We start from the raw sequence: 18,626 nt of genomic DNA, 5'->3' as shown, positions 1-18,626 counted from the left end.
ATCCGAACCTTTTACTTCTTCCACTCTTCCGCTAAGATTCCATAGATCGTATGATCGACGTAATGGTCATACAACCATTCGGCACACCTGATTTTCCCTTCTTCCTTAAAACCCAGGCGGACCGGAATTGCCGTGCTTTTTTGATTGCCTTCCGCCACACGAATCTCCACTCGGTTCATGTTCATTTCCAATAAGGCATAATCCGTCAAAGCTTCAGCGACCCGTGTCATGATTCCTTTTCCCTGGAACTCCCGGCCGAGCCAATAACCGATTTTCACGATTTTATTGGTGTGGTCGATTTCATTGAATCCTGCGGTACCAGCAATGTCACCATTATAGATTACCATAGTCGTCATGCTTTTGTTTTCTGAAAATCCCCGTCTTCCAGATTGAATAAATGATTTCGTTTCCTCTACGGTTTTCGTAGCATCAAGCCAAGGCAGCCACTCGCGCAGATATGTACGTGACCCGTCTGTCAGTTGAAATAATGCCTCCGCATCCTCTTGGCCTGCGAGTTTAAGTGAAAGCTCCTGATCAATCTTATGTACAAACATACTTTCTCCCCCTTTTTCATCATTTTACCATGAACCTTTGACAACAGAACAAAGATAATGTAAATTACAAATGTACGAACAATAAAATTAATTAACCTTAAAAATATTCGGTTTTTAGGAGTGAAATCCATGGAAAACGTATTTGATTATGAAGATATTCAACTGATTCCCGCAAAATGTGTCGTAAACAGCCGTTCGGCCTGTGATCCATCCGTAAAGCTCGGCAACCATACATTCAAGCTTCCCGTCGTCCCTGCCAACATGCAGACGATCATCGATGAAACGATCGCTACTCAATTAGCACAAGAAGGTTATTTCTATGTCATGCACCGCTTTGAACCAAAAACTCGTCTGTCTTTTGTCGAAAAAATGCACGCACAAGGATTGATCGCTTCCATCAGTGTTGGTGTGAAGCCGGAGGAATATGAGTTTGTTCAAATGTTGGCAACGAAGGAACTGGTCCCTGAATACATCACGATCGATATTGCCCACGGCCATTCCACAGCTGTCATTGAAATGATTCAGCACATCAAACAACAGCTGCCGGAAACGTTTGTGATCGCCGGAAATGTAGGAACACCGGAAGCCGTCCGTGAGCTGGAAAACGCAGGAGCGGACGCAACCAAGGTCGGAATCGGGCCAGGAAAAGTGTGCATTACGAAAATTAAAACCGGATTCGGTACAGGCGGCTGGCAGTTGGCAGCACTGCGCTGGTGTGCCAAGGCGGCAAGCAAACCTGTCATCGCTGACGGCGGTATCCGCACACATGGAGACATCGCCAAATCCGTACGTTTTGGCGCGACGATGGTCATGATCGGCTCACTTTTCGCCGGTCACGAAGAGTCCCCTGGTGACACGGTTGAAAGAGAAGGCAAGCTTTACAAGGAATACTTCGGCTCCGCTTCTGAGTTCCAAAAAGGGGAAAAGAAGAACGTGGAAGGCAAGAAAATGTTTGTCGAGCACAAAGGTGCCCTTCAGGATACGTTGACGGAAATGGAACAGGATCTGCAATCTGCGATCAGTTACGCTGGTGGCACAGACCTTGACAGTATCCGCCACGTCGACTATGTGATCGTTAAAAATTCCATCTTCAATGGAGATAAAGTCTATTAAAAAAAGAGCCCCGAGCGGGCTCTTTTTATTTTACGCTTGTATCGGAATGTAAATATCAAAATGAGGATCATCAAAATCCCGATCGACCGGATACTTTTCGAATTTCAATGGCAGCCCATCATAATAGTTCGTTTCCGGGTCGAGGTAGGGCTTCGCATTTCCTTCTCTGAACCATTGGTAAATCGATGCATAGGTTTCACCGATCTCTCTGCCTTTCGGATGATGAACGTTCAAATATGTATGATGCGGTACGTTCATTTCCTCATACGCTCCCAGGCTCCTCGCACCTTCCACTTCGAAGCCGCTGAAATGGACAAAGCCATTTTCAATCGTATGAACCGATAACCCCCATTGATAATTCGGATCCACAGGATTTATTTCTACTATTTCGGTTTCCACCTTTTTAATCACTTCTTTTAATACAGGGACTTGTTCATAACTTCCTTCCCATTTCCGTCCCCTGACCTTGAACGCGGGTAAAGCAACAATAGTGACTTCCACGACATGACCTCCTTTATGGTATAGATTCTCCATGCCGGAAGTCATTTCCTTCAGAAACCTGTGCAGCTTATCGGGATTTGAAGATTTCAAAAGCACCTAATAGTCTTGCGATAAACCTTTTCTGTTCATATTGCCCCACGAGCTTTTCTTTTTTAAGAGAAACAGGAACAGCCCTTCGCATCTCCACCAGACCAAAAGAGGCCGATACCAGAAACTTTCCGAGAGAGCCCATACATACAAAAGAATGACGCTCTTCGGGTCAGGGTTTTTATGATAGGTCCACTCTTCCAATAAGACAGCGAGAGAGGAGATCATTGAACCATAAAAGACCGTCAACAAACCGACGACAATGGTGATTTCTATCGATACAAAAGAAAAGAAAACACCCGAAATGATAATGGAGTAGCCGATCATTTCAAAGATCGCACTCAGTAGTTCAACCAACAGATAATAAGGGAGAGAAAACATGCCAATCCCCTTATAGCGGGGGTTGAACAACATTTCTTTATGTTTCCACAGGGTTTCCGCGAGTCCTTTCTGCCACCTCTTCCTTTGGGCTCTAAGGGATGAAAAAGTGGAGGGAGCTTCCGTCCAGCAGACCGGATCCTGGATATACTCGATCCTCTGCCGTGACTTTTCATCTTTCAGCGAGCGGTGGATGCGCACAATGAGCTCCATATCCTCACCGACCGTATTCGGATCGTACCCTCCTGCTTTAATGACACGGTTTTTCTCAAAAACACCGAAGGCTCCTGAGATGATTAAAAGAATGTTCAATTTGGAAAGACCCAGTCTTCCAATTAAGAAGGCACGGAAATATTCCACGATCTGCATGAGAAGCATCGGCTCTTTAGGTAAACCGATGCGCTCGACGACCCCTTTGATGATTTTGGAACCATTCGCAATTCTCACCGTCCCGCCTGTCGCTGTAACGGTCCCATTGGAATCGATGATCGGTTTCATCGTCTTCAATAACGCATCACGGTCCAGAATCGAATCGCCGTCGATCGCTGCGAAATAAGGATATTTGGAAAAATTGATCCCTGCATTGAGAGCATCCGCTTTCCCCCCATTCTCTTTTCTCAGCAGATAAAGATTCGGATGAGTCCTGGATTGATATCCTTCTAAAATGTCCTGGGTTTTAAAGTGACGCCGGACGGCTAGTTCCATTGGTTCCATGGCGAACGTATCGATCATACGCGCAGCCGTCTCATCCTTCGAGCCGTCATCAATGACGATCACTTCGGACTGAGGATAGTTCAAGGCGAGCATCGACCGTGCTGTACTGACGACACCGACCTCCTCGTTATAGGCGGGGACCAGGACAGAGACTGGGAAAGTGTCTGAATTGATGGCCGTATCTTCAATGAGTTCCTCTCTATGAAGCCCCCGTTCTTTGCGGATCTGTGGGCTTGCAATCAAAAATAAAACAAGGTAGACGACCGCTACTACAATCATATAAACAATGACGAGGTAACCCATGATTTCAAATAGGCTGTAAATTTGCTGTACACTCATATCATTTCCCCTACTTTCACTGTCAAATGCTGCCTTGCCATGGAACGGGCGAATTTATCCTCATGATAGTTGTGGGTATATTCAAGCAGCCGCGCACCATCCGGAAGGTTCTTCATCGCTTCACAAGCCGCATACCGCACCCACCAGTGAGAGTCTCCGGCAAGTTTGAGCAAAGCATCCTGGGCAGATTCCAATTTCAGACGACCCGCAATTTTAGCCGCATACATTCGCTCTTCCCAAATCTCTGATTCGTAGAACTGATCCAACTGTTGGTAATCGGTACAGGCTTTCAATTCCATTAAACTCCGAAGGGCTTTAAGCCGGATCTCTTTGGATGGAAAGCGGAGCATCCGCTCAACGAACGGCAGATAATCCAGGGATCCTTTTTCCCCACAGTAGGAAACAACGGCCAGATGCACCTGACTGGGCACCCTTCCTGGTTCATCCTCTAAAACCATCACCATCTGCTGAAAAAGGTCGTCCTGAAATCGGCGCAGGACTTGTTTCACGAGACGCTGAGGCGTTTCTTTATCCAGCAGCAGTCGAATGACACGCTCGTCCTGAAAGGCTGCAAGCACCCTCACTGCCTGCCGGTATTCCTCGTCCATCACGTTGAGTTGGTTGAAGTAGTCCCAAACGTCGATTTTCAAATCAACCATGTCGAAATCTTCTATATAGTATAGGGTGTTCACCCGTTGAGCCCAACTTCCATTTTTTAAATACAGACGATAAGCATGGGAGAGATAGGTTTGTGCCGTATCCCGCACTCTCGTATATTCGATCTGTCCCCTCCGTTGGTCCACAAAGCGATTCAAAAGCCGCTCCACAAGCCGCACACGATAACGGATGTCGCGTGGAAGCTCCGGGCATTTCTCTGTTTCTCTCTCTAAATATTGAAAAAAGGGCTCTTCGTATTTGTCTATGTATATGGAAATGAACCTCTCATCTTTCAAACTGTGGATCTTTGAAATGACCAGGCCTCCCAGGAGACATAACTGAATAATAAGTAGAACAATCACCGTCCACATGACCATTGATACCAATACGTATCCCTCCTCCAAACGCCTATGGCGATTATAATGAACACTTTACCAATAGTATGACAGGACCACTCGTTTTTTTCTATCTATAACATCCGGGAAGTTAATGATCTTCGCTGCCGTATGCTCGTTTTATATCGATCCTATAAATACTAGAATAAAAACGCGCTTGGATTCCAGGATCCAAGCGTTTTGGTCGATTTATTCCCATTCATCCTTTCAATCTATAAAAACACCTTAACCATTCAAAGCAGTGATCAGAAAGCAAACGGCTGTGATTAAAGATAAGGGTGTCATGACAAGCTTTTCCTTATTACTATTGGAAAGAGCATTCAGAGCCGTATTCAAGAATAAATAGCCTGCAAAAAAGTAACACGCTGCTTTTGAGATAGGGGCCAGGAAGTCTATGGAAATGACATTTCCTACTTGTAAGATAAATAGAATGGCAGCCAATTGAATCCATACAGATCCCGCACAGGCGACTCGCATCGGCTTTGGTAATACTTTATATTTCCCGCCCATTGCGAAGTCTCCATAAGGCAAACCAAAAGCTAACAACACGTACAAAACAGCCACTGATAACAATGCGGCACTTCCAATCCAAGCTGTGATCACACTCTATCACTCCTTTTATATTATTGCTGAGAATCCATATGCCCTTACTGGTACAGTCTTTCCTATACTCTACACCTATTTTAATATAAAATGAAAAATTCCATGAACTTCACATAATCACTGGAACAAGGACAACGATTATCATCCATGAGACATTTTGTAGAATCATCACTAAATAAAAAAAGACCAAATCTTATCCGATTTGGTCTGACTCATTCCTCTACGTACACACAAGTTGCTCAACTCGAGCTACCCCTCGTTACAAATAGCTGTTCATTTTATTATTCTTCTGCTGCCATAGCATCTGCCTTGGTTTTGTGGACCGTGCCGAAAGGATGTTCCGGCGGGGCATAAATGGAATAAAGTTTCAACGGCTCCTGACCTGTGTTGGTCAGGTTATGCCACTTGCCTGCAGGTACCATGATGGCATAATCATCAGACACTTGCTGCTGGAAGTTCAACTGATCTTTGGTATCCCCCATTTGAACGAGCCCCTGCCCTTGCTCAATTCGCAAAAACTGATCCACGTCAGGGTGGAGCTCTAGCCCGATATCATCACCCACCGCTATACTCATCAAAGTTACCTGTAAATGGTCTCCTGTCCATAAGGCTGTTCGGAATGTACGATTTTGAGTCGTCGCTTCTTCGATATTAAGGACGAACGGCTGCCCCCCGTAATCTTTGATCACTACACGGCCTTCCCCTCGCGAAAAAGCGACGATTCGGTTGGTCGTGACGGCCTTATCATGACAGGCTCTATAGAATACATCCGCCAGCTGATTTCCCTGGTTTTCTATATAGGCTTTCTGGTACTTTTCAAACTCTTCAACTCCATGATCATAGCCAACTCTCAATCCTTCTTCAAACGTGTTGAAATCCGCCTCTTCTCTTTCATATTCCGGTTGCTCGCCAGTGAATGATGTATATAAATTATGAAAATGATTCAAGTGTCTCTTCTCGTTCTCCAACGCTTGACGGATTTCATTTTTGTAGGACTCATCAGGAGCAACCTCGGCCAGTTGACGAAAGATCTGAATGGCAGTTTCCTTCTTTTTGATTCCCTCTAAAATGTCCTCGGTGTTTTGCTCAGCACTTCTATACGCCCTAGTATGCGGGTATCCATACCTATATGGAATGTGAATCATACACCTCATCCCCTTCTCCAAACTATAAACATTTCTATGCAGGAAAAGAGAAAATCATACGTGTACACATTTCCATCTCATGGAGAAAGCGAAACAAAAACCCGTCCATGGACGGGTTCTTATACGTTCGTATGAGTGGCTTCTTTTTCAACACGGTCGAGAAATTCTTCGACTACACGTTCATTTCCTTTTTTGTTCGCCAGTTTCATCATGGCCTTCCCTACGAAGTTCACGCCTTTGTTTTGTCCGGAATAAGTAAGCCTTGTGTGTTCCTCATCGACTTTCTCCAAGAGAAAGGATGCCGTCACTTCGAACGCTTTCCCGATGACGAACGCAATTTTCTTATGCTTGCGTTCAGGCGATTCTTCATAAACAAGCGTCTCAACCGTATAAGTTTCCAGGCGTTTGCCTTCCCGGTACGTTTGGCGGTGTTTGGCACCTACTTCCTTTTCCGTTTTTTCAATCAGTTCATGCTCTTCGACTTTAGGCATGATCCGTTTGATGTTGTAATCTCTGAAAAGCTCCCACACTTCATCGATTGGTGCGGCAATCACTCTATCGTTTTCCCATTGGATCATTCTTCTTCCTCCCTGCCAGATTCTAAAAATGCATCAATGTCAGCAAGTCTCGCTTGGAGATCATGAATCTCTTCATAGATCTTTTTACGTTTTTCGAGTAGTAGTTCTTCCAGATGTAAAAAGGATTCATCCTCCATCACTTTCACCATTTCCTGAATGGTGAACCCAAGCGCCCGCAGCTTCCCGAGCATGAGCGCCAAAAAGTAACTGCCATCATCATAATACCGATAATGGTTATCCGGATGAATGTACGCAGGCTCAAGCAGGCCGACCTCTGCATAGTACCGGAGCGTCTCTTTACTGAGCCCGGTCAGTTGTGAAAATTCGCTGATTTTATACACGGTGTATCCTCCCACTTCCTATAGTAAACCGTGGGGTGCACCACAGAGTCAAGTCCGTACCGTTTCCCAGAGTTCCATGTGGAGTTCTTCCTTGTCCTGCCACGAATGGTAGACTTCCACATGCCAGGCTTCCAAATCCCGGGGATATCTCTCCCGCTCCATCCATTCATGCAGGGACCCATAAGCTTCCCGAATTCTTTCGTTTGAACCTTTATATGTAGTAATGGCATAGGTTTGCTTTTCTATTTTTAGTCGGGTCAGATCCTCCGGGACGGTTGTATCATGAGTGAGAGGGACCCCTAGCCAGTACCCATCACTTCCTTCCTTACAATCTCCCGGGATAAATGCTCCTATTTGGACATTCGCTTCCGGAAAACGCTGGTGGAGCTTTTCCGCTGCTTTCGGAATTTCCAACATATAATCTTTTCCATCACAGACGACCCTGTAACCTATGATCGTAAGTGCGTCTTTTTCTTCCACCTTGTTGTTCATTTTCATAAAATAACGCCCTTTCATGGTATGGTAGAAATATAACAATTAGAGGAGGAAGCCATTTGAAAAGTCCGATTAGCAACCGTCTCCATACGACATTCATTCCTGTCAAGGATCTCAAGCGTTCGGCTCGATGGTACAGCGCATTGATCGGTGAACCTTACGACGAGGAAAATATCCATCCCCCTGTCTTTAACCTGCCTATGAAAAGTCATACAGGCGTCACCCTTGATGCAGGAGCAGCAAATGTTGCCCCATCCCCCCATCCACTTTTTAATTTTCATACAGATGACATTGATGCAGCCTATCGCTTCGTTGAGGAGCTCGGATACATCATTAAAAGTGATATACAAAGATTTGCCGATGTCTCTTTTTTCAACATCGAGGACCCCGACGGAAATATCGTGATGATCTGCACTGGATGAACCTCCTTATCTGTACACGTACTGAAGCGAACCGAAAAATAAAGAAAGTAAGAAAGTAGCTAAGGAGAAGACAACGACCACCCTCCCAATTTTCACGGCCCTTCTTATATAGATCACAACAGGTGCACAGAGCAGCAACAGCCAGAAAATCATGACCATCAGAGGCACCTGTCGATCCCTAGGTGTTTAAGGATTTTCTGAACACATAACTGACCCGGTCGTAATCCATCTTCCCATCATAAAATCGGTGGGCCCTTAGCCTGCTGAGGCCTGAAGAAAGGGCGACACTTTCCAATCCATGTTCCTTGGCCCAGTCTTCAACGAACGCCAGCAATTCTTCACCGTATCCTTGAGACCGATGCGCAGAAGATGTCACTAGATCACAAACCCACACAAACCGTCCATAATACAGGGTGGTCATTTCTTTGAATCCCGTCAAGGCCACAACCTCTTCATCCGCAACTAATGCAAAAAGATGATAACGGTCCACCGCCATCGCCTCTTCCACCAAATCCACATACTGCTCTTCACTTAAATGGGACCTCAATTCCTTCATTACAGGATACGCAGATTTAATGTCTTCTGTGGTTTTCAACTCGATCACTTCATTCCCTGCCATGCTTTTCCCCTCTTCAATGATTGATTATGGCCATAATCCTTGGTGATGCGAACACAAGGATTCTAGTCATCCTTCGAGGCAGTGTCTTTTTCCCCCGCCCCTTGTACCATCCTGAAAACTGCCAGCGATTCCTGTACAGCACGAATAGAATCCCGTACACACCCAGCCATTGGTACTCGCCGGATATGGGATGGACATTAAGAAAAGTCCGACAACAATCCAGACCAGCGCCCCTCCGAAGATGAATAGGAAGACGATCCGTAACAACTCTAATAGGACTCTCATAAAATAAAAACCTTTCAAAAAAATTAAAGACTCATACCGATGTAAATAACCATAGCCGCTAAAAAGAAACTTGCCAGAAACAGACCTCTTTGCATGCGCGTCCAGTTTTTCATCCATCCCCAGCGCTTACGATCATGATCGAACCAAAAGTAATCAAGAAGAATGGCGATCGCAAAAAAATGATGATGACGCCTGCCGTTTCCATATGGATCCCTCCTCTATTCCTTTACATGGACAAGGATCGTCCCAAACGCCTCCCCATCCATACTCGTCTCCAATTTCCAATCTCCACTCTCTGGCAGGACCATATTTGATGGCAGGGATGCATCTGCGCCATTCACCGGTCCCGCAATCTCTGCAGCTTCGAAAACGGTGACTGTTTCACCTGTTTTCATATGAGTACCTGAGACTTTGAACGGTCCCGTAAGTTCATCTTCATTTCCCCAAAAATGCCACATGTACTTTTGCGCCTCATCTTCAACCCATGGGGCATCGATAAAAGCGACTCTGTCAGGAATTCCTCTCATCGTGTAGGAACCGGCTTCAAACTCCTCGGTCTTCGTGCTGACTTCGGTCTCTTCATTCCCTGCCTGCTGACAGCCGACACAAACCATTAAAAAAACGATCCATACGATTTTTTTCATAACACCCCTCCTATTTATTTCTGCTGTAAGAAAAAGACTCTTCCTTCTTGAAAATCACTCCTGTTCAATAACTCATGTCGAGCATCTCATCTCCAGAGGACGGATCATACACAAAACGACCACCTCCCCGCTCAATCTCCAGGTTCTCTTTCATAAAGACGAAGAGTTCTTCCATCGTTTCGTTATCATCATCCCTCGCCGCTCGATCCAGGTCTATAATGACATGTGGAACAAGGGTCAAGTCTTTGAATACAGGCAGATCCTCCTCCCCCTGGTACTCGACAGGGACATCTGGAATATGTACCAAATGGGAAACCACCCCTTCCTTGTCCTTTACAAATGGTTCAAGATCCTTCTCTATTTGATTTTCGTAGTAACTCTGTGCATAGGTATCCTTCATTTTCCCGGAACCCCGAGATTCATAGATTAGAAAATCAACCCCTGTTGACTTGTGCGTTACTTTTGCGGCGTAATCGAACTCATGATTCCCCATATTGTCATAAAGCACATCGTAGACCTCCGCCAGTCCCTCAAAATGCTTTTGTATATAATCTTCCCCCATCGCTTCTGCCTTCGTTTCCTTACTTGCCTCCGGGGTCATTTCATATATAAAAAGTAATACAATTGCTATGACGATTGTCGCGATACTTCCAACGATACAAAGAATTGTTTTCACTTGTCCCCACCCCCACATCCAATTATACCAAAATTTGGGTATCATTTTCTTTCTCCAAGGTCTTCGTTCTCATATTCATAGAATGTGAGTTTGACCTTCCAAAGTAATGTCCGTCCATTAATGAAACTTCCATCCCCTAACAACTTCAATAACATATGTGTAAACCCTTTAAGAAAAAACGATCCATCACCTGCTCCTCGTTCCTAAAAGCTTCTTCTGAACGAATCCTATCATTGAATGTCGAAAAAAATAATTACATGTAACTAAATAAGGGTATGGGGATGTATGAGCGATAAAAATGATAAGGGAGTGTCATTCAATGAGCTTTAAATTATATCAACATGCCCCGGACTTCAAGCTGTCTTCCGTGCAGGGGGAAGAGTTCCACTTTTCTGAGGATCTAAAAGGAAATAATCATTGGTACTTATTCGTGTACTTCCGCGGCTCCTGGTGCCCTGTCTGCATGAGTGAGCTGGACGAGTTTCAAAATACGTTGAGTTACTTTGAAGAACATGACATCAAATTCGCCGCGATTACTCACGAAAGCAAGGACCGTTTGGAAAAGATGGTCAGTGAGCACGACTTCACCTTCCCTGTCTTGATGGATGAGAACCTGGAGTTCCTTTCCAACTACCATGTTCATTATCATGATGAGCATGCTCCTTACGAAGACCACGGAACGCACGGTGAACCGGCTTACTTTTTAACCGACGAACAGGGACGCGTCCTTTATCAGCAGCGACAAACAAGTCCGTTCGGCCGGCCACACCCTGATGAAATCAGAAAAATCATTAAGTATATCCGGGAAAATATGAAATAACGAAGAGCGAGCTTCTATCATGGAAGCTCGTTTTTTATGTGTAAAGAGCTTCTTCTGAATGAAGCATCCGCTTCATATAAAAAAGTAGGATGGATGAAAAGAGGGTGAATCATTGTGAATGAACGGATGAATGAAGCCATTGCCCAATTGACGGATGAGATTCATGCACACCAGACAGCCGACGGACGTTTTCATTTTTGTTTTGAAAACAGTTTGATCACCGATACCAGGATGATTCTTTTGCTTCAAACTTTTACAAAAGAAAAAGAGTTGACCAATCAGTTGTGCGCACGTCTCTCTTCTCTTCAAAACGAACAGGGATACTGGAAACTCTATCCCGACGATGAAGGAGACCTTTCCGCAACAATTGAAGCGGTATTCGCTCTTCTTTATGCCGGATACTATTCGAATGAAGACCTCCCGATCAGGAAAGCCAAAACATTCATCCGGAAGCAAGGCGGGCTGAATCGTGCACATTCTCTAACTAAGATTACATTAGCCATCCACGGACAGTATCCATGGCCGAATCTCTTCCATTTGCCTGTTCACATCATTTTACTGCCCCCTTCTTCTCCCATTTCTTTTTTCGATTTCAGTAGTTACGCCCGTGTGCACATGGCACCACTCCTGCTCTTATCCGATCAACCTTTTGTGATGAAAAACAAACGCATTCCCGATATGAGTGACTGCTTCATTCGAGAGGAGCAAGAGCTGATTCCTGAGGAAAACCGGTCCTTATTGACAAGTGTCCAGGAAGCGGTCAAATCTCTGACTGGCCTTCCTCACAAACTCTATCTGCTTGCAAGGCAGCGTCTGCTCACCTACATGCTGCAACGGATTGAGAAGGATGGAACCTTATACAGCTATTTCACTTCCACTTTTTATATGATTTATGCTCTAGTGAGCTGTGGGTATCAAAAACACGATCCCATCATCAAAGAAGCCATCCAGGGGCTGATCCGGCATGCCTGTTCCACAGAGCGTGGCCTACATATCCAAAACTCGCCTTCTGATATATGGGATACGGCCCTGTTGAGTCATGCCCTTCAAGTGCGTCCCGCATCGGATGTCCCTCTACATGAAGCAGAGCAATTTCTCTTGAAACACCAACAGACCAAATTCGGAGACTGGATGGTCACGACCAGCCATACAGAACCAGGAGGATGGGGATTTTCCAAAAGCAACAGTATTCACCCTGACGTCGATGATACGACAGCGGCATTGAGGGCACTGCGAAAAGATCCCTCCCTCCAGAGCCATTACACGAGAGGCTTGAAGTGGGTGCTCGCGATGCAGAATGAAGACGGAGGGTGGCCTGCCTTCGAGAGAGGGAAAACGAACCCTCTCATGACGTTTGTTCCCATGGATGGGGCGGAATCGGCAAGCATCGACCCTTCCACAGCGGACTTGACGGGCCGGACCCTCGAATTCCTCGGTACCGATGCTCGTTTCCCTTTGACGGATCCTCGTATTCAAAAAGCTTTGAGCTGGCTGCGCTCCCATCAGGAAACCGATGGGTCCTGGTATGGACGCTGGGGCATCACCTACATTTACGGAACCTGGGCTGCCCTCACAGGTATGCGGGCGGTAGGAGTGAGCAAAGACGACCGTTCCATCAAAAGAGGCGTCCAATTTATTGAGAGCATTCAGAATGAAGACGGTGGATGGGGAGAGTCCTGTAAAAGTGATCAAGAGAAGACCTACATTCCTTTAGGAGAGAGTACGCTTTCACAAACTTCATGGGCTCTGGATGCCTTGATGATGGTATACGAAAAACGGACGCCGCTCATGGAAAAAGGAATCGCTTGTTTGCTTCGAAAACTGGAGGCGAAGGATTGGACCTATGAATACCCGACAGGAGCAGGACTGCCAGGAAACATTTACATCTACTATCACAGCTACAACTACATTTGGCCGCTCCTTGTGCTGAAGAAATACTTATCGCTCAGCTCATAGAAGATCATCACCATATCGCCCAGTTGCTAATATAATCAGTGAAGTCGCTAATAAAACTCCGAAACCTGCTAATAAAAGCGGGAAAGTTACTAATAAAAATCAAGAACCTGCTAATAAAACCCGGAAACTCGCTAATATATCGAAAGCCACAGGGTGAAAACACAAACCTCCGCCTCTTTTTTCCAGCACAGGATGCCTAAAAAGGAGGTTTGTACATATACATCTTTAAGTGAGACTACCTGTGAAGGGAGCAGAATGTATGAATTCTCAAAACGTGTCCATGAATTCCGCTATCGACCCCTATGTGTACCAGACGCTCTTGTCCATTCAAGGCGCACCTGTCGTCGTCCAGACGACACAAGGGTCTGTACGCGGCGGATTGAAGACAGTCATGCCGGATCATATTGTCGTCGAGGTGAGTGGAACTCCATTTTTCGTACGGACCCAGCAGATCGTCTGGGTGTTTCCTGACCAACGATACAAGTAAAAGGAGGATGTCATGTTTAAGCGACTCGACCGGATGCAGATTGCTTTGACCATTCCCGAACACGGCGACGCCAATGCAGCAGCTGCTGTACAAGAACTTTTAGGTGGAAAGTTCGGCGAAATGTCTACGTTGAATAATTACATGTTTCAGTCCTTCGCTTTTCGTCAAAAGAAAAAGCACCGTCCATTCTACGATCTTGTGGCAAGTATTACAGCGGAAGAATTCGGACATGTCGAACTCGTCAACAATTCGATTAACCTTCTCACCCGCGGAGTGACTTTTACCGGGGATCCCAACATCGCTCCCCTGCAAAACGGGTTGAACAAAAGAAATTCCTATCAATTCATAGCGACAGCCCAGACGGCCCTCCCCGGCGACTCGATGGGACGTGCCTGGACGGGCGACAACGTATTTTCCAGTGGCAACCTGGTGCTTGACCTTTTACACAACTTCTTCCTCGAACTCGGTGCACGAACCCATAAGATGAGGGTCTATGAAATGACCGATCACCCGACGGCACGTGAAATGATCGGCTACTTACTTGTCCGTGGAGGCACGCATGCTCTTGCCTATGCAAAAGCCTTGGAAATCGCCACTGGTGTCGATGTGAAAAAAATGCTTCCTGTTCCTGACCTTGATAACTCCAAATTCGATTATGCCCGCCCCTACCTTGATCAGGGACTGGATAATATTCTGTACACATGGAGCGATTATGACTATCAGGAAATCAAGAAGATTTGGAAAGGGACGAACCCTGAGAACGGGCAGCCGCTCCAGGTCATCCAAGGGACGCCAAAAGGAGCTCCGATCCCTGACCTTGATGACCTGCCGGAAGAATTCGCCCCTGGAATCGACCGTGATGATTACGAACGGATCGCCAAGAAGCTGATGGAAAATATGTAACGAAAAAAAGAGCGTGATCCTCCATGTGAGGTCACGCTCTCAGTCGTTCCACTTCCTCTTGTTCTTCTTCTACAGGCGGTTTTTCCAATTTATACACAAGCACCCCGCCGATCAACAAAGCGATTCCGGCAAGCTTCGTCACAGAAAGAGGAGAAGCATCGAAGCCGAACCAGCCTCCCGTATTGATCACAAAAGCGATGACGATTTGGGATATGAGGGCGATGGAAATCGCATAGGCGGGGCCGATCAGGGTCACTCCGCGCATGAGGCAGAACACAATTCCTACTCCGAAAACGCCACTGAACAGAAAGATTTTGTTCACATCACCGAAATCAAACAAGCTCCTATCTTCCATGGCATAGAAGACGGGCAGAGAACAGACAAGCCCTAAACCGAGCACGAGTGATGTCGTCGCCCACGATCCTGTTTTTTCACTGACACGTGCATTGAACACATTTTGCATACTGATCAAAATACCGGCCACAACTGAAAATAATACACCTAGCATTGTAACCCTCCTTATTCATAGATGTTTCCGTTCGCAAGGTCCCGGAGTTTTTCCAAATCTTTAATCTTAATCGATCCATTCGCTCGTTCGATAATTTCATCGGATACCATTTTTTTCAGCACCCTGTTCAAATGGCGGTAACTCGTCCCCACCCATTCCGCAAGCTCAGTTAAATTCGCCGTCCGCATTTCCTGATGAAAAAGCGTCCCCTCCCCATCGGAAGAAATGGATAGGAAATAACTGGCCAGCCTTACTTCGACAGGATAGAGCATATGCAGGCTCGACGCCTGGGATTCAGAATAAAACTTGTGCGCCACCGTCTCCAGTAAAAAACGAATGAATGGCGGATGATTCCTTTCAAGAACCTTCAAGTCCTCAAAGGATGCAGCAAGCATCACCCCATCAGACACAGCCTCGACAGAATTGATGACCGAATTCCCTTTGACATATTCCACATCCCCGATGACTCCGAGCGGTCGTTTGAAACGGTTGATGAGAGACTTCCCTTCCGGTGTCAGGGTGAAAATTTTGATCTTACCCTCAACGAGTAAATACATGTCATCCAACGTTTCACCAGGAGCAAAAAGAACATCACCTTTCGTGAAGGTGTACACGTTGATTTTCGGAATGAATTCTTCTGGAAAAATCCGTTCCAACTCGTACCTCTCGATATAAGCATGCGGATTGATTTTTTTGTTTTCTTTCATAAAAACGAACTCCTTTTTACAACTGGAAAAGGATGACACCCACGAGCATCATAGCGATTCCGATTCCCTGCCTTTTCGTCACAGGAACTTTGTTCTCCCCGAACCAGCCTTTTGATTCGATGACAAAAGCCGTACCGATTTGTGCGACGAGTAAAATCGCGATGGCACTCGCCGGTCCGATCATTTTGATGGCCGTCAATTCTGCGAATACGACGACAACTCCGAACGTCCCTCCGATCAAGTAAAGGGAGGGTACTCTTTTAAAGCTTTTCCCTTTTCCGTCTCTGACATAAAAATATACAAGAATGGATATCGTGAAGGCGACCAGATGGACCATCGAAGTGGTATGCCAGCCGCCTATGGAATCACTCATCCTCGCGTTGAAGATGCCCTGCATCGTGATGCACAAGCCTCCGAGTAGTGAAAATAAAGCACCTTTCATCGTTCATCCTCCTATTCTGAATTCCATTAAAAAGGATGACGCCAATTCCGGAAAGGACATATGTCCTAAAGCCTTAAATTTATCACATATTCATTAATATTGCGGGATTCTTAAAGGCTTAGTTTCGACACTTTTGTGAGTCGATGGGGGCTGCGGGGAATGACTCGCTTTCCGCGGGAGCGCGGTGAGCCTCCTCGGACTGCGTCCTGTGGGGTCTCACCAAGCACTTTTTTCCCGCAGGAGTCTCCCCATTCCCCTCCGCCCCTTTTGCCATGTGTTGAGCTCGAAACCGCTACTCGAGAACGATCTTTGTATGCTCAAGCGAAGTGGAAAATATTAAACTTTCCCCGGCGATCATTCCAAGCATGAGAGCTTGATATAGAGCGTTTTGTGCCTGCTTCTTATTGGGGAGGAAACATCTCACCTAGTTATAGGGGGCGTTTCTCTCCGCTATCGAATGGGGTTGTTGGGAAGCTGGGAGACTCCCGCGGGAATGGATTGGCTGGAGAGACCCCACAGAGCGGAGCTCGAGGAGGCTCTCCGTCATCCCCGCAGGAAAGCGAGCGGCTTCCCAACAACCCCTGCCGCCCAATACGGCAACGAACCCCGGTTATCTCGAAATCGAACCCTCTACAATCTGGAGCTTAATTGTTATATATCTGTCCATTAGAAAAAGACGCTTTAGGAGGAAGCGTCTTTTTCTTTCATGAGCTGTTCACTTTTCTGTACACGCTGCTCTAACGTTTTCTTCAGCTGCTCCTTGTACTTTTCTTCCACAAGAATGTACAGGAAGTCTCCAGCTTTGATTTCCGTCTCTCCATAAGGCGTGATAACTTCGTTGTTCCGAATGATGGCGCTGATGTTGGCACGGTTGGGGAAGCTGACTTCATGGAGTTTCTTTCCGACAACGGCTGATTCGGCATTGGTTTGGTATTGAATCATTTCCGCTTTGGCTTTCCCCATAGAGATCAGTTCGATGCTGTGGTGCGGAATGTCTTTTTTCGGTCCGACAAGGTTCATTTTTTTCGCAACAAGAGAAATCGTCGATCCCTGGACGAGTGCTGAGGTCAGCACGACGAAGAAAACGAGATTGAATAGGGCCTGGCTGTTCTGCAGTCCTTCCACAATCGGAAAGGTTGCGAGTACGATTGGTACGGCCCCGCGCAGGCCTGCCCAGGATATGAACAGCTTTTCTTTCGTTGAATAGTTCATTTTGATCATCGATAAGAAAACGGCAATGGGTCTTGCGATTAAAATAAGCACAATGGATAATAATATGCCGTTTACCATGATAGAAGCTGTAAACAATTCACTCGGGAATACATAAAGGCCGAGGATCACGAACATGAGAATCTGTGCCATCCAGGCGAACCCTTCATTGAACTGGAAGATCGAGTAGCGATACGTCAGTTCACTATTTCCGATGACCAGTGCCGCTACGTACACACCTAAAAATCCACTTCCTCCACTAAATGCGGTTATGCTGTAGGTGGCTAAAGCAAAGGCTACGGAAAAAATCGGATAAAGGGCGCTGGAGTCCAGTTTGATGCGGTTAATGGACAGGGATGCTAATTTTCCTAACCCCAGACCGATGATAAGGCCAAGCCCCATCTGAAGGAAGAACGTCGGAATCAGCATCCAGAATGATGATTGTTCTGCTGTGATCAATTCAATGAGAGAGAGCGTCAAAAAGACGGCCATCGGGTCGTTCGTTCCAGACTCCGCTTCTAAGGTCGCTCCCATTTTCGCCTTGATGTTTCTTTCTTTCAATGCGGCAAAAACGGCCGCTGCGTCGGTGGAGCCAACGATCGCACCGAATAGGAACGATTCCAGCCAGCTGAGTTCAAACAATAGATAAGCGGCAAGTCCTACAATAAGGGAGGTGATCAGCACCCCGATCGTTGCAAGAGATAACGAAGGTACAGCAACGGAGCGCACCGTTCCCCATTTCGTATGTAGACCACCTTCGAACAAAATGATGACGAGGGCAAATACGCCGATGACCTGGGCTGTTCCGGCATCACTGAAATAAACGATCCCAAGACCTTCGCTGCCAAAGGCCATGCCGACCATGATGAACAAAATCAAAGCAGGTATGCCCCAGCGGCTGGAAAACTTCGCTACAAGCACACCGCTGAATAGTAATAATGCAGTAAGTAATAAAAATGAATCCGTCCCAAAAGCGTCAAAAAACATGTAGGTTTCGATTCTCCTTATGCACTCAATTTGTTTTGAATGGTTTGGATTGATATCTTGG

23 protein-coding genes are annotated in these 18,626 nt (G+C 46.1%); 6 read left to right on the top strand and 17 right to left on the bottom strand.

The window, feature by feature from the left end:
* Positions 1-11 precede the first annotated feature (11 nt).
* The gene (locus ACQ4XT_RS13300) at positions 12-554 is read right to left on the bottom strand and encodes a GNAT family N-acetyltransferase (protein WP_446854075.1); all 543 of its coding nucleotides are present in this window, start codon (positions 552-554) and stop codon (positions 12-14) included.
* Positions 555-683: 129 nt separating this feature from the next.
* Between ACQ4XT_RS13300 and guaC the strand changes: the two genes are divergently transcribed.
* On the top strand, positions 684-1,667 hold the full coding sequence (guaC, locus tag ACQ4XT_RS13295) for a GMP reductase (protein WP_446854074.1): 984 nt from the start codon (positions 684-686) through the stop codon (positions 1,665-1,667).
* A gap of 30 nt (positions 1,668-1,697) precedes the next feature.
* Here guaC and ACQ4XT_RS13290 read toward each other — a convergent pair whose 3' ends face one another.
* The 8 genes from ACQ4XT_RS13290 to ACQ4XT_RS13255 all read right to left on the bottom strand — a co-directional run bounded on the left by ACQ4XT_RS13290 (position 1,698) and on the right by ACQ4XT_RS13255 (position 7,903).
* Positions 1,698-2,168 (bottom strand): GyrI-like domain-containing protein, encoded by a 471-nt coding sequence (locus ACQ4XT_RS13290; protein WP_446854073.1) that lies wholly within the window; start codon positions 2,166-2,168, stop codon positions 1,698-1,700.
* A 96-nt stretch (positions 2,169-2,264) separates the two neighbouring features.
* Positions 2,265-3,686, bottom strand: coding sequence for a glycosyltransferase family 2 protein (locus ACQ4XT_RS13285; RefSeq protein WP_446854072.1), 1,422 nt, complete (start codon positions 3,684-3,686; stop codon positions 2,265-2,267).
* Positions 3,683-4,720 (bottom strand): HEAT repeat domain-containing protein, encoded by a 1,038-nt coding sequence (locus ACQ4XT_RS13280; RefSeq protein WP_446855678.1) that lies wholly within the window; start codon positions 4,718-4,720, stop codon positions 3,683-3,685. The genes ACQ4XT_RS13285 and ACQ4XT_RS13280 overlap by 4 nt, the downstream gene beginning before the upstream one ends.
* Positions 4,721-4,963: 243 nt before the next feature.
* Positions 4,964-5,341: a hypothetical protein gene (locus ACQ4XT_RS13275; RefSeq protein WP_446854071.1), complete on the bottom strand. Its 378-nt coding sequence runs from the start codon at positions 5,339-5,341 to the stop codon at positions 4,964-4,966.
* 281 nt (positions 5,342-5,622) lie between these two features.
* Positions 5,623-6,486, bottom strand: coding sequence for a cupin domain-containing protein (locus ACQ4XT_RS13270; RefSeq protein WP_446854070.1), 864 nt, complete (start codon positions 6,484-6,486; stop codon positions 5,623-5,625).
* A gap of 119 nt (positions 6,487-6,605) precedes the next feature.
* Positions 6,606-7,064: an SRPBCC family protein gene (locus ACQ4XT_RS13265; protein ID WP_446854069.1), complete on the bottom strand. Its 459-nt coding sequence runs from the start codon at positions 7,062-7,064 to the stop codon at positions 6,606-6,608.
* Positions 7,061-7,405, bottom strand: coding sequence for a MerR family transcriptional regulator (locus ACQ4XT_RS13260; RefSeq protein ID WP_446854068.1), 345 nt, complete (start codon positions 7,403-7,405; stop codon positions 7,061-7,063). The genes ACQ4XT_RS13265 and ACQ4XT_RS13260 overlap by 4 nt, the downstream gene beginning before the upstream one ends.
* Positions 7,406-7,453: 48 nt before the next feature.
* Complete coding sequence (locus tag ACQ4XT_RS13255) at positions 7,454-7,903, bottom strand: GyrI-like domain-containing protein (protein WP_446854067.1); 450 nt, start codon at positions 7,901-7,903, stop codon at positions 7,454-7,456.
* Between the two features lie 56 nt (positions 7,904-7,959).
* Here ACQ4XT_RS13255 and ACQ4XT_RS13250 point away from each other — a divergent pair, with 56 nt between their 5' ends.
* Positions 7,960-8,322, top strand: a complete 363-nt coding sequence (locus tag ACQ4XT_RS13250) for a VOC family protein (protein ID WP_446854066.1) — start codon at positions 7,960-7,962, stop codon at positions 8,320-8,322.
* Between the two features lie 178 nt (positions 8,323-8,500).
* Here the strand turns inward: ACQ4XT_RS13250 and ACQ4XT_RS13245 are convergent, their stop codons facing one another.
* The 4 genes from ACQ4XT_RS13245 to ACQ4XT_RS13230 form a co-directional block, all read right to left on the bottom strand.
* Complete coding sequence (locus ACQ4XT_RS13245) at positions 8,501-8,941, bottom strand: GNAT family N-acetyltransferase (RefSeq protein ID WP_446854065.1); 441 nt, start codon at positions 8,939-8,941, stop codon at positions 8,501-8,503.
* 66 nt (positions 8,942-9,007) lie between these two features.
* Positions 9,008-9,226 (bottom strand): hypothetical protein, encoded by a 219-nt coding sequence (locus tag ACQ4XT_RS13240; protein ID WP_446854064.1) that lies wholly within the window; start codon positions 9,224-9,226, stop codon positions 9,008-9,010.
* Positions 9,227-9,444: 218 nt separating this feature from the next.
* The gene (locus ACQ4XT_RS13235) at positions 9,445-9,870 is read right to left on the bottom strand and encodes a DUF4871 domain-containing protein (protein WP_446854063.1); all 426 of its coding nucleotides are present in this window, start codon (positions 9,868-9,870) and stop codon (positions 9,445-9,447) included.
* 64 nt (positions 9,871-9,934) lie between these two features.
* Positions 9,935-10,546: a hypothetical protein gene (locus tag ACQ4XT_RS13230; protein ID WP_446854062.1), complete on the bottom strand. Its 612-nt coding sequence runs from the start codon at positions 10,544-10,546 to the stop codon at positions 9,935-9,937.
* Positions 10,547-10,865: 319 nt separating this feature from the next.
* On the opposite strand from ACQ4XT_RS13230, the gene ACQ4XT_RS13225 reads away from it, so the two are divergent.
* From ACQ4XT_RS13225 to ACQ4XT_RS13210, 4 genes are all read left to right on the top strand, one after another.
* Entirely contained in the window at positions 10,866-11,366 is a 501-nt protein-coding gene (locus tag ACQ4XT_RS13225; RefSeq protein ID WP_446854061.1) for a peroxiredoxin family protein, read from the top strand.
* Between the two features lie 114 nt (positions 11,367-11,480).
* Positions 11,481-13,322, top strand: coding sequence for a terpene cyclase/mutase family protein (locus tag ACQ4XT_RS13220; protein WP_446854060.1), 1,842 nt, complete (start codon positions 11,481-11,483; stop codon positions 13,320-13,322).
* 259 nt (positions 13,323-13,581) lie between these two features.
* The gene (locus tag ACQ4XT_RS13215) at positions 13,582-13,809 is read left to right on the top strand and encodes a YuzF family protein (protein ID WP_146813025.1); all 228 of its coding nucleotides are present in this window, start codon (positions 13,582-13,584) and stop codon (positions 13,807-13,809) included.
* Between the two features lie 12 nt (positions 13,810-13,821).
* Positions 13,822-14,712 (top strand): manganese catalase family protein, encoded by an 891-nt coding sequence (locus tag ACQ4XT_RS13210; RefSeq protein ID WP_146813024.1) that lies wholly within the window; start codon positions 13,822-13,824, stop codon positions 14,710-14,712.
* A 31-nt stretch (positions 14,713-14,743) separates the two neighbouring features.
* Here ACQ4XT_RS13210 and ACQ4XT_RS13205 read toward each other — a convergent pair whose 3' ends face one another.
* The 4 genes from ACQ4XT_RS13205 to ACQ4XT_RS13190 form a co-directional block, all read right to left on the bottom strand.
* Positions 14,744-15,220 (bottom strand): DMT family transporter, encoded by a 477-nt coding sequence (locus ACQ4XT_RS13205; protein ID WP_446854059.1) that lies wholly within the window; start codon positions 15,218-15,220, stop codon positions 14,744-14,746.
* An 11-nt stretch (positions 15,221-15,231) separates the two neighbouring features.
* Positions 15,232-15,927, bottom strand: coding sequence for a Crp/Fnr family transcriptional regulator (locus ACQ4XT_RS13200; RefSeq protein ID WP_446854058.1), 696 nt, complete (start codon positions 15,925-15,927; stop codon positions 15,232-15,234).
* Positions 15,928-15,943: 16 nt separating this feature from the next.
* Positions 15,944-16,369 (bottom strand): DMT family transporter, encoded by a 426-nt coding sequence (locus tag ACQ4XT_RS13195; RefSeq protein ID WP_160911406.1) that lies wholly within the window; start codon positions 16,367-16,369, stop codon positions 15,944-15,946.
* A 681-nt stretch (positions 16,370-17,050) separates the two neighbouring features.
* A complete protein-coding gene (locus tag ACQ4XT_RS13190) occupies positions 17,051-18,565 on the bottom strand; it encodes a potassium/proton antiporter (RefSeq protein ID WP_446854057.1) in 1,515 nt (504 codons plus the stop codon).
* Positions 18,566-18,626: the final 61 nt, after the last annotated feature.

It is taken from the genome of Halobacillus sp. 12SKB, from assembly GCF_052941655.1.
Note: the sequence above shows the minus strand (reverse complement) of the source record. Positions and strands in the feature narration are given on the sequence as shown.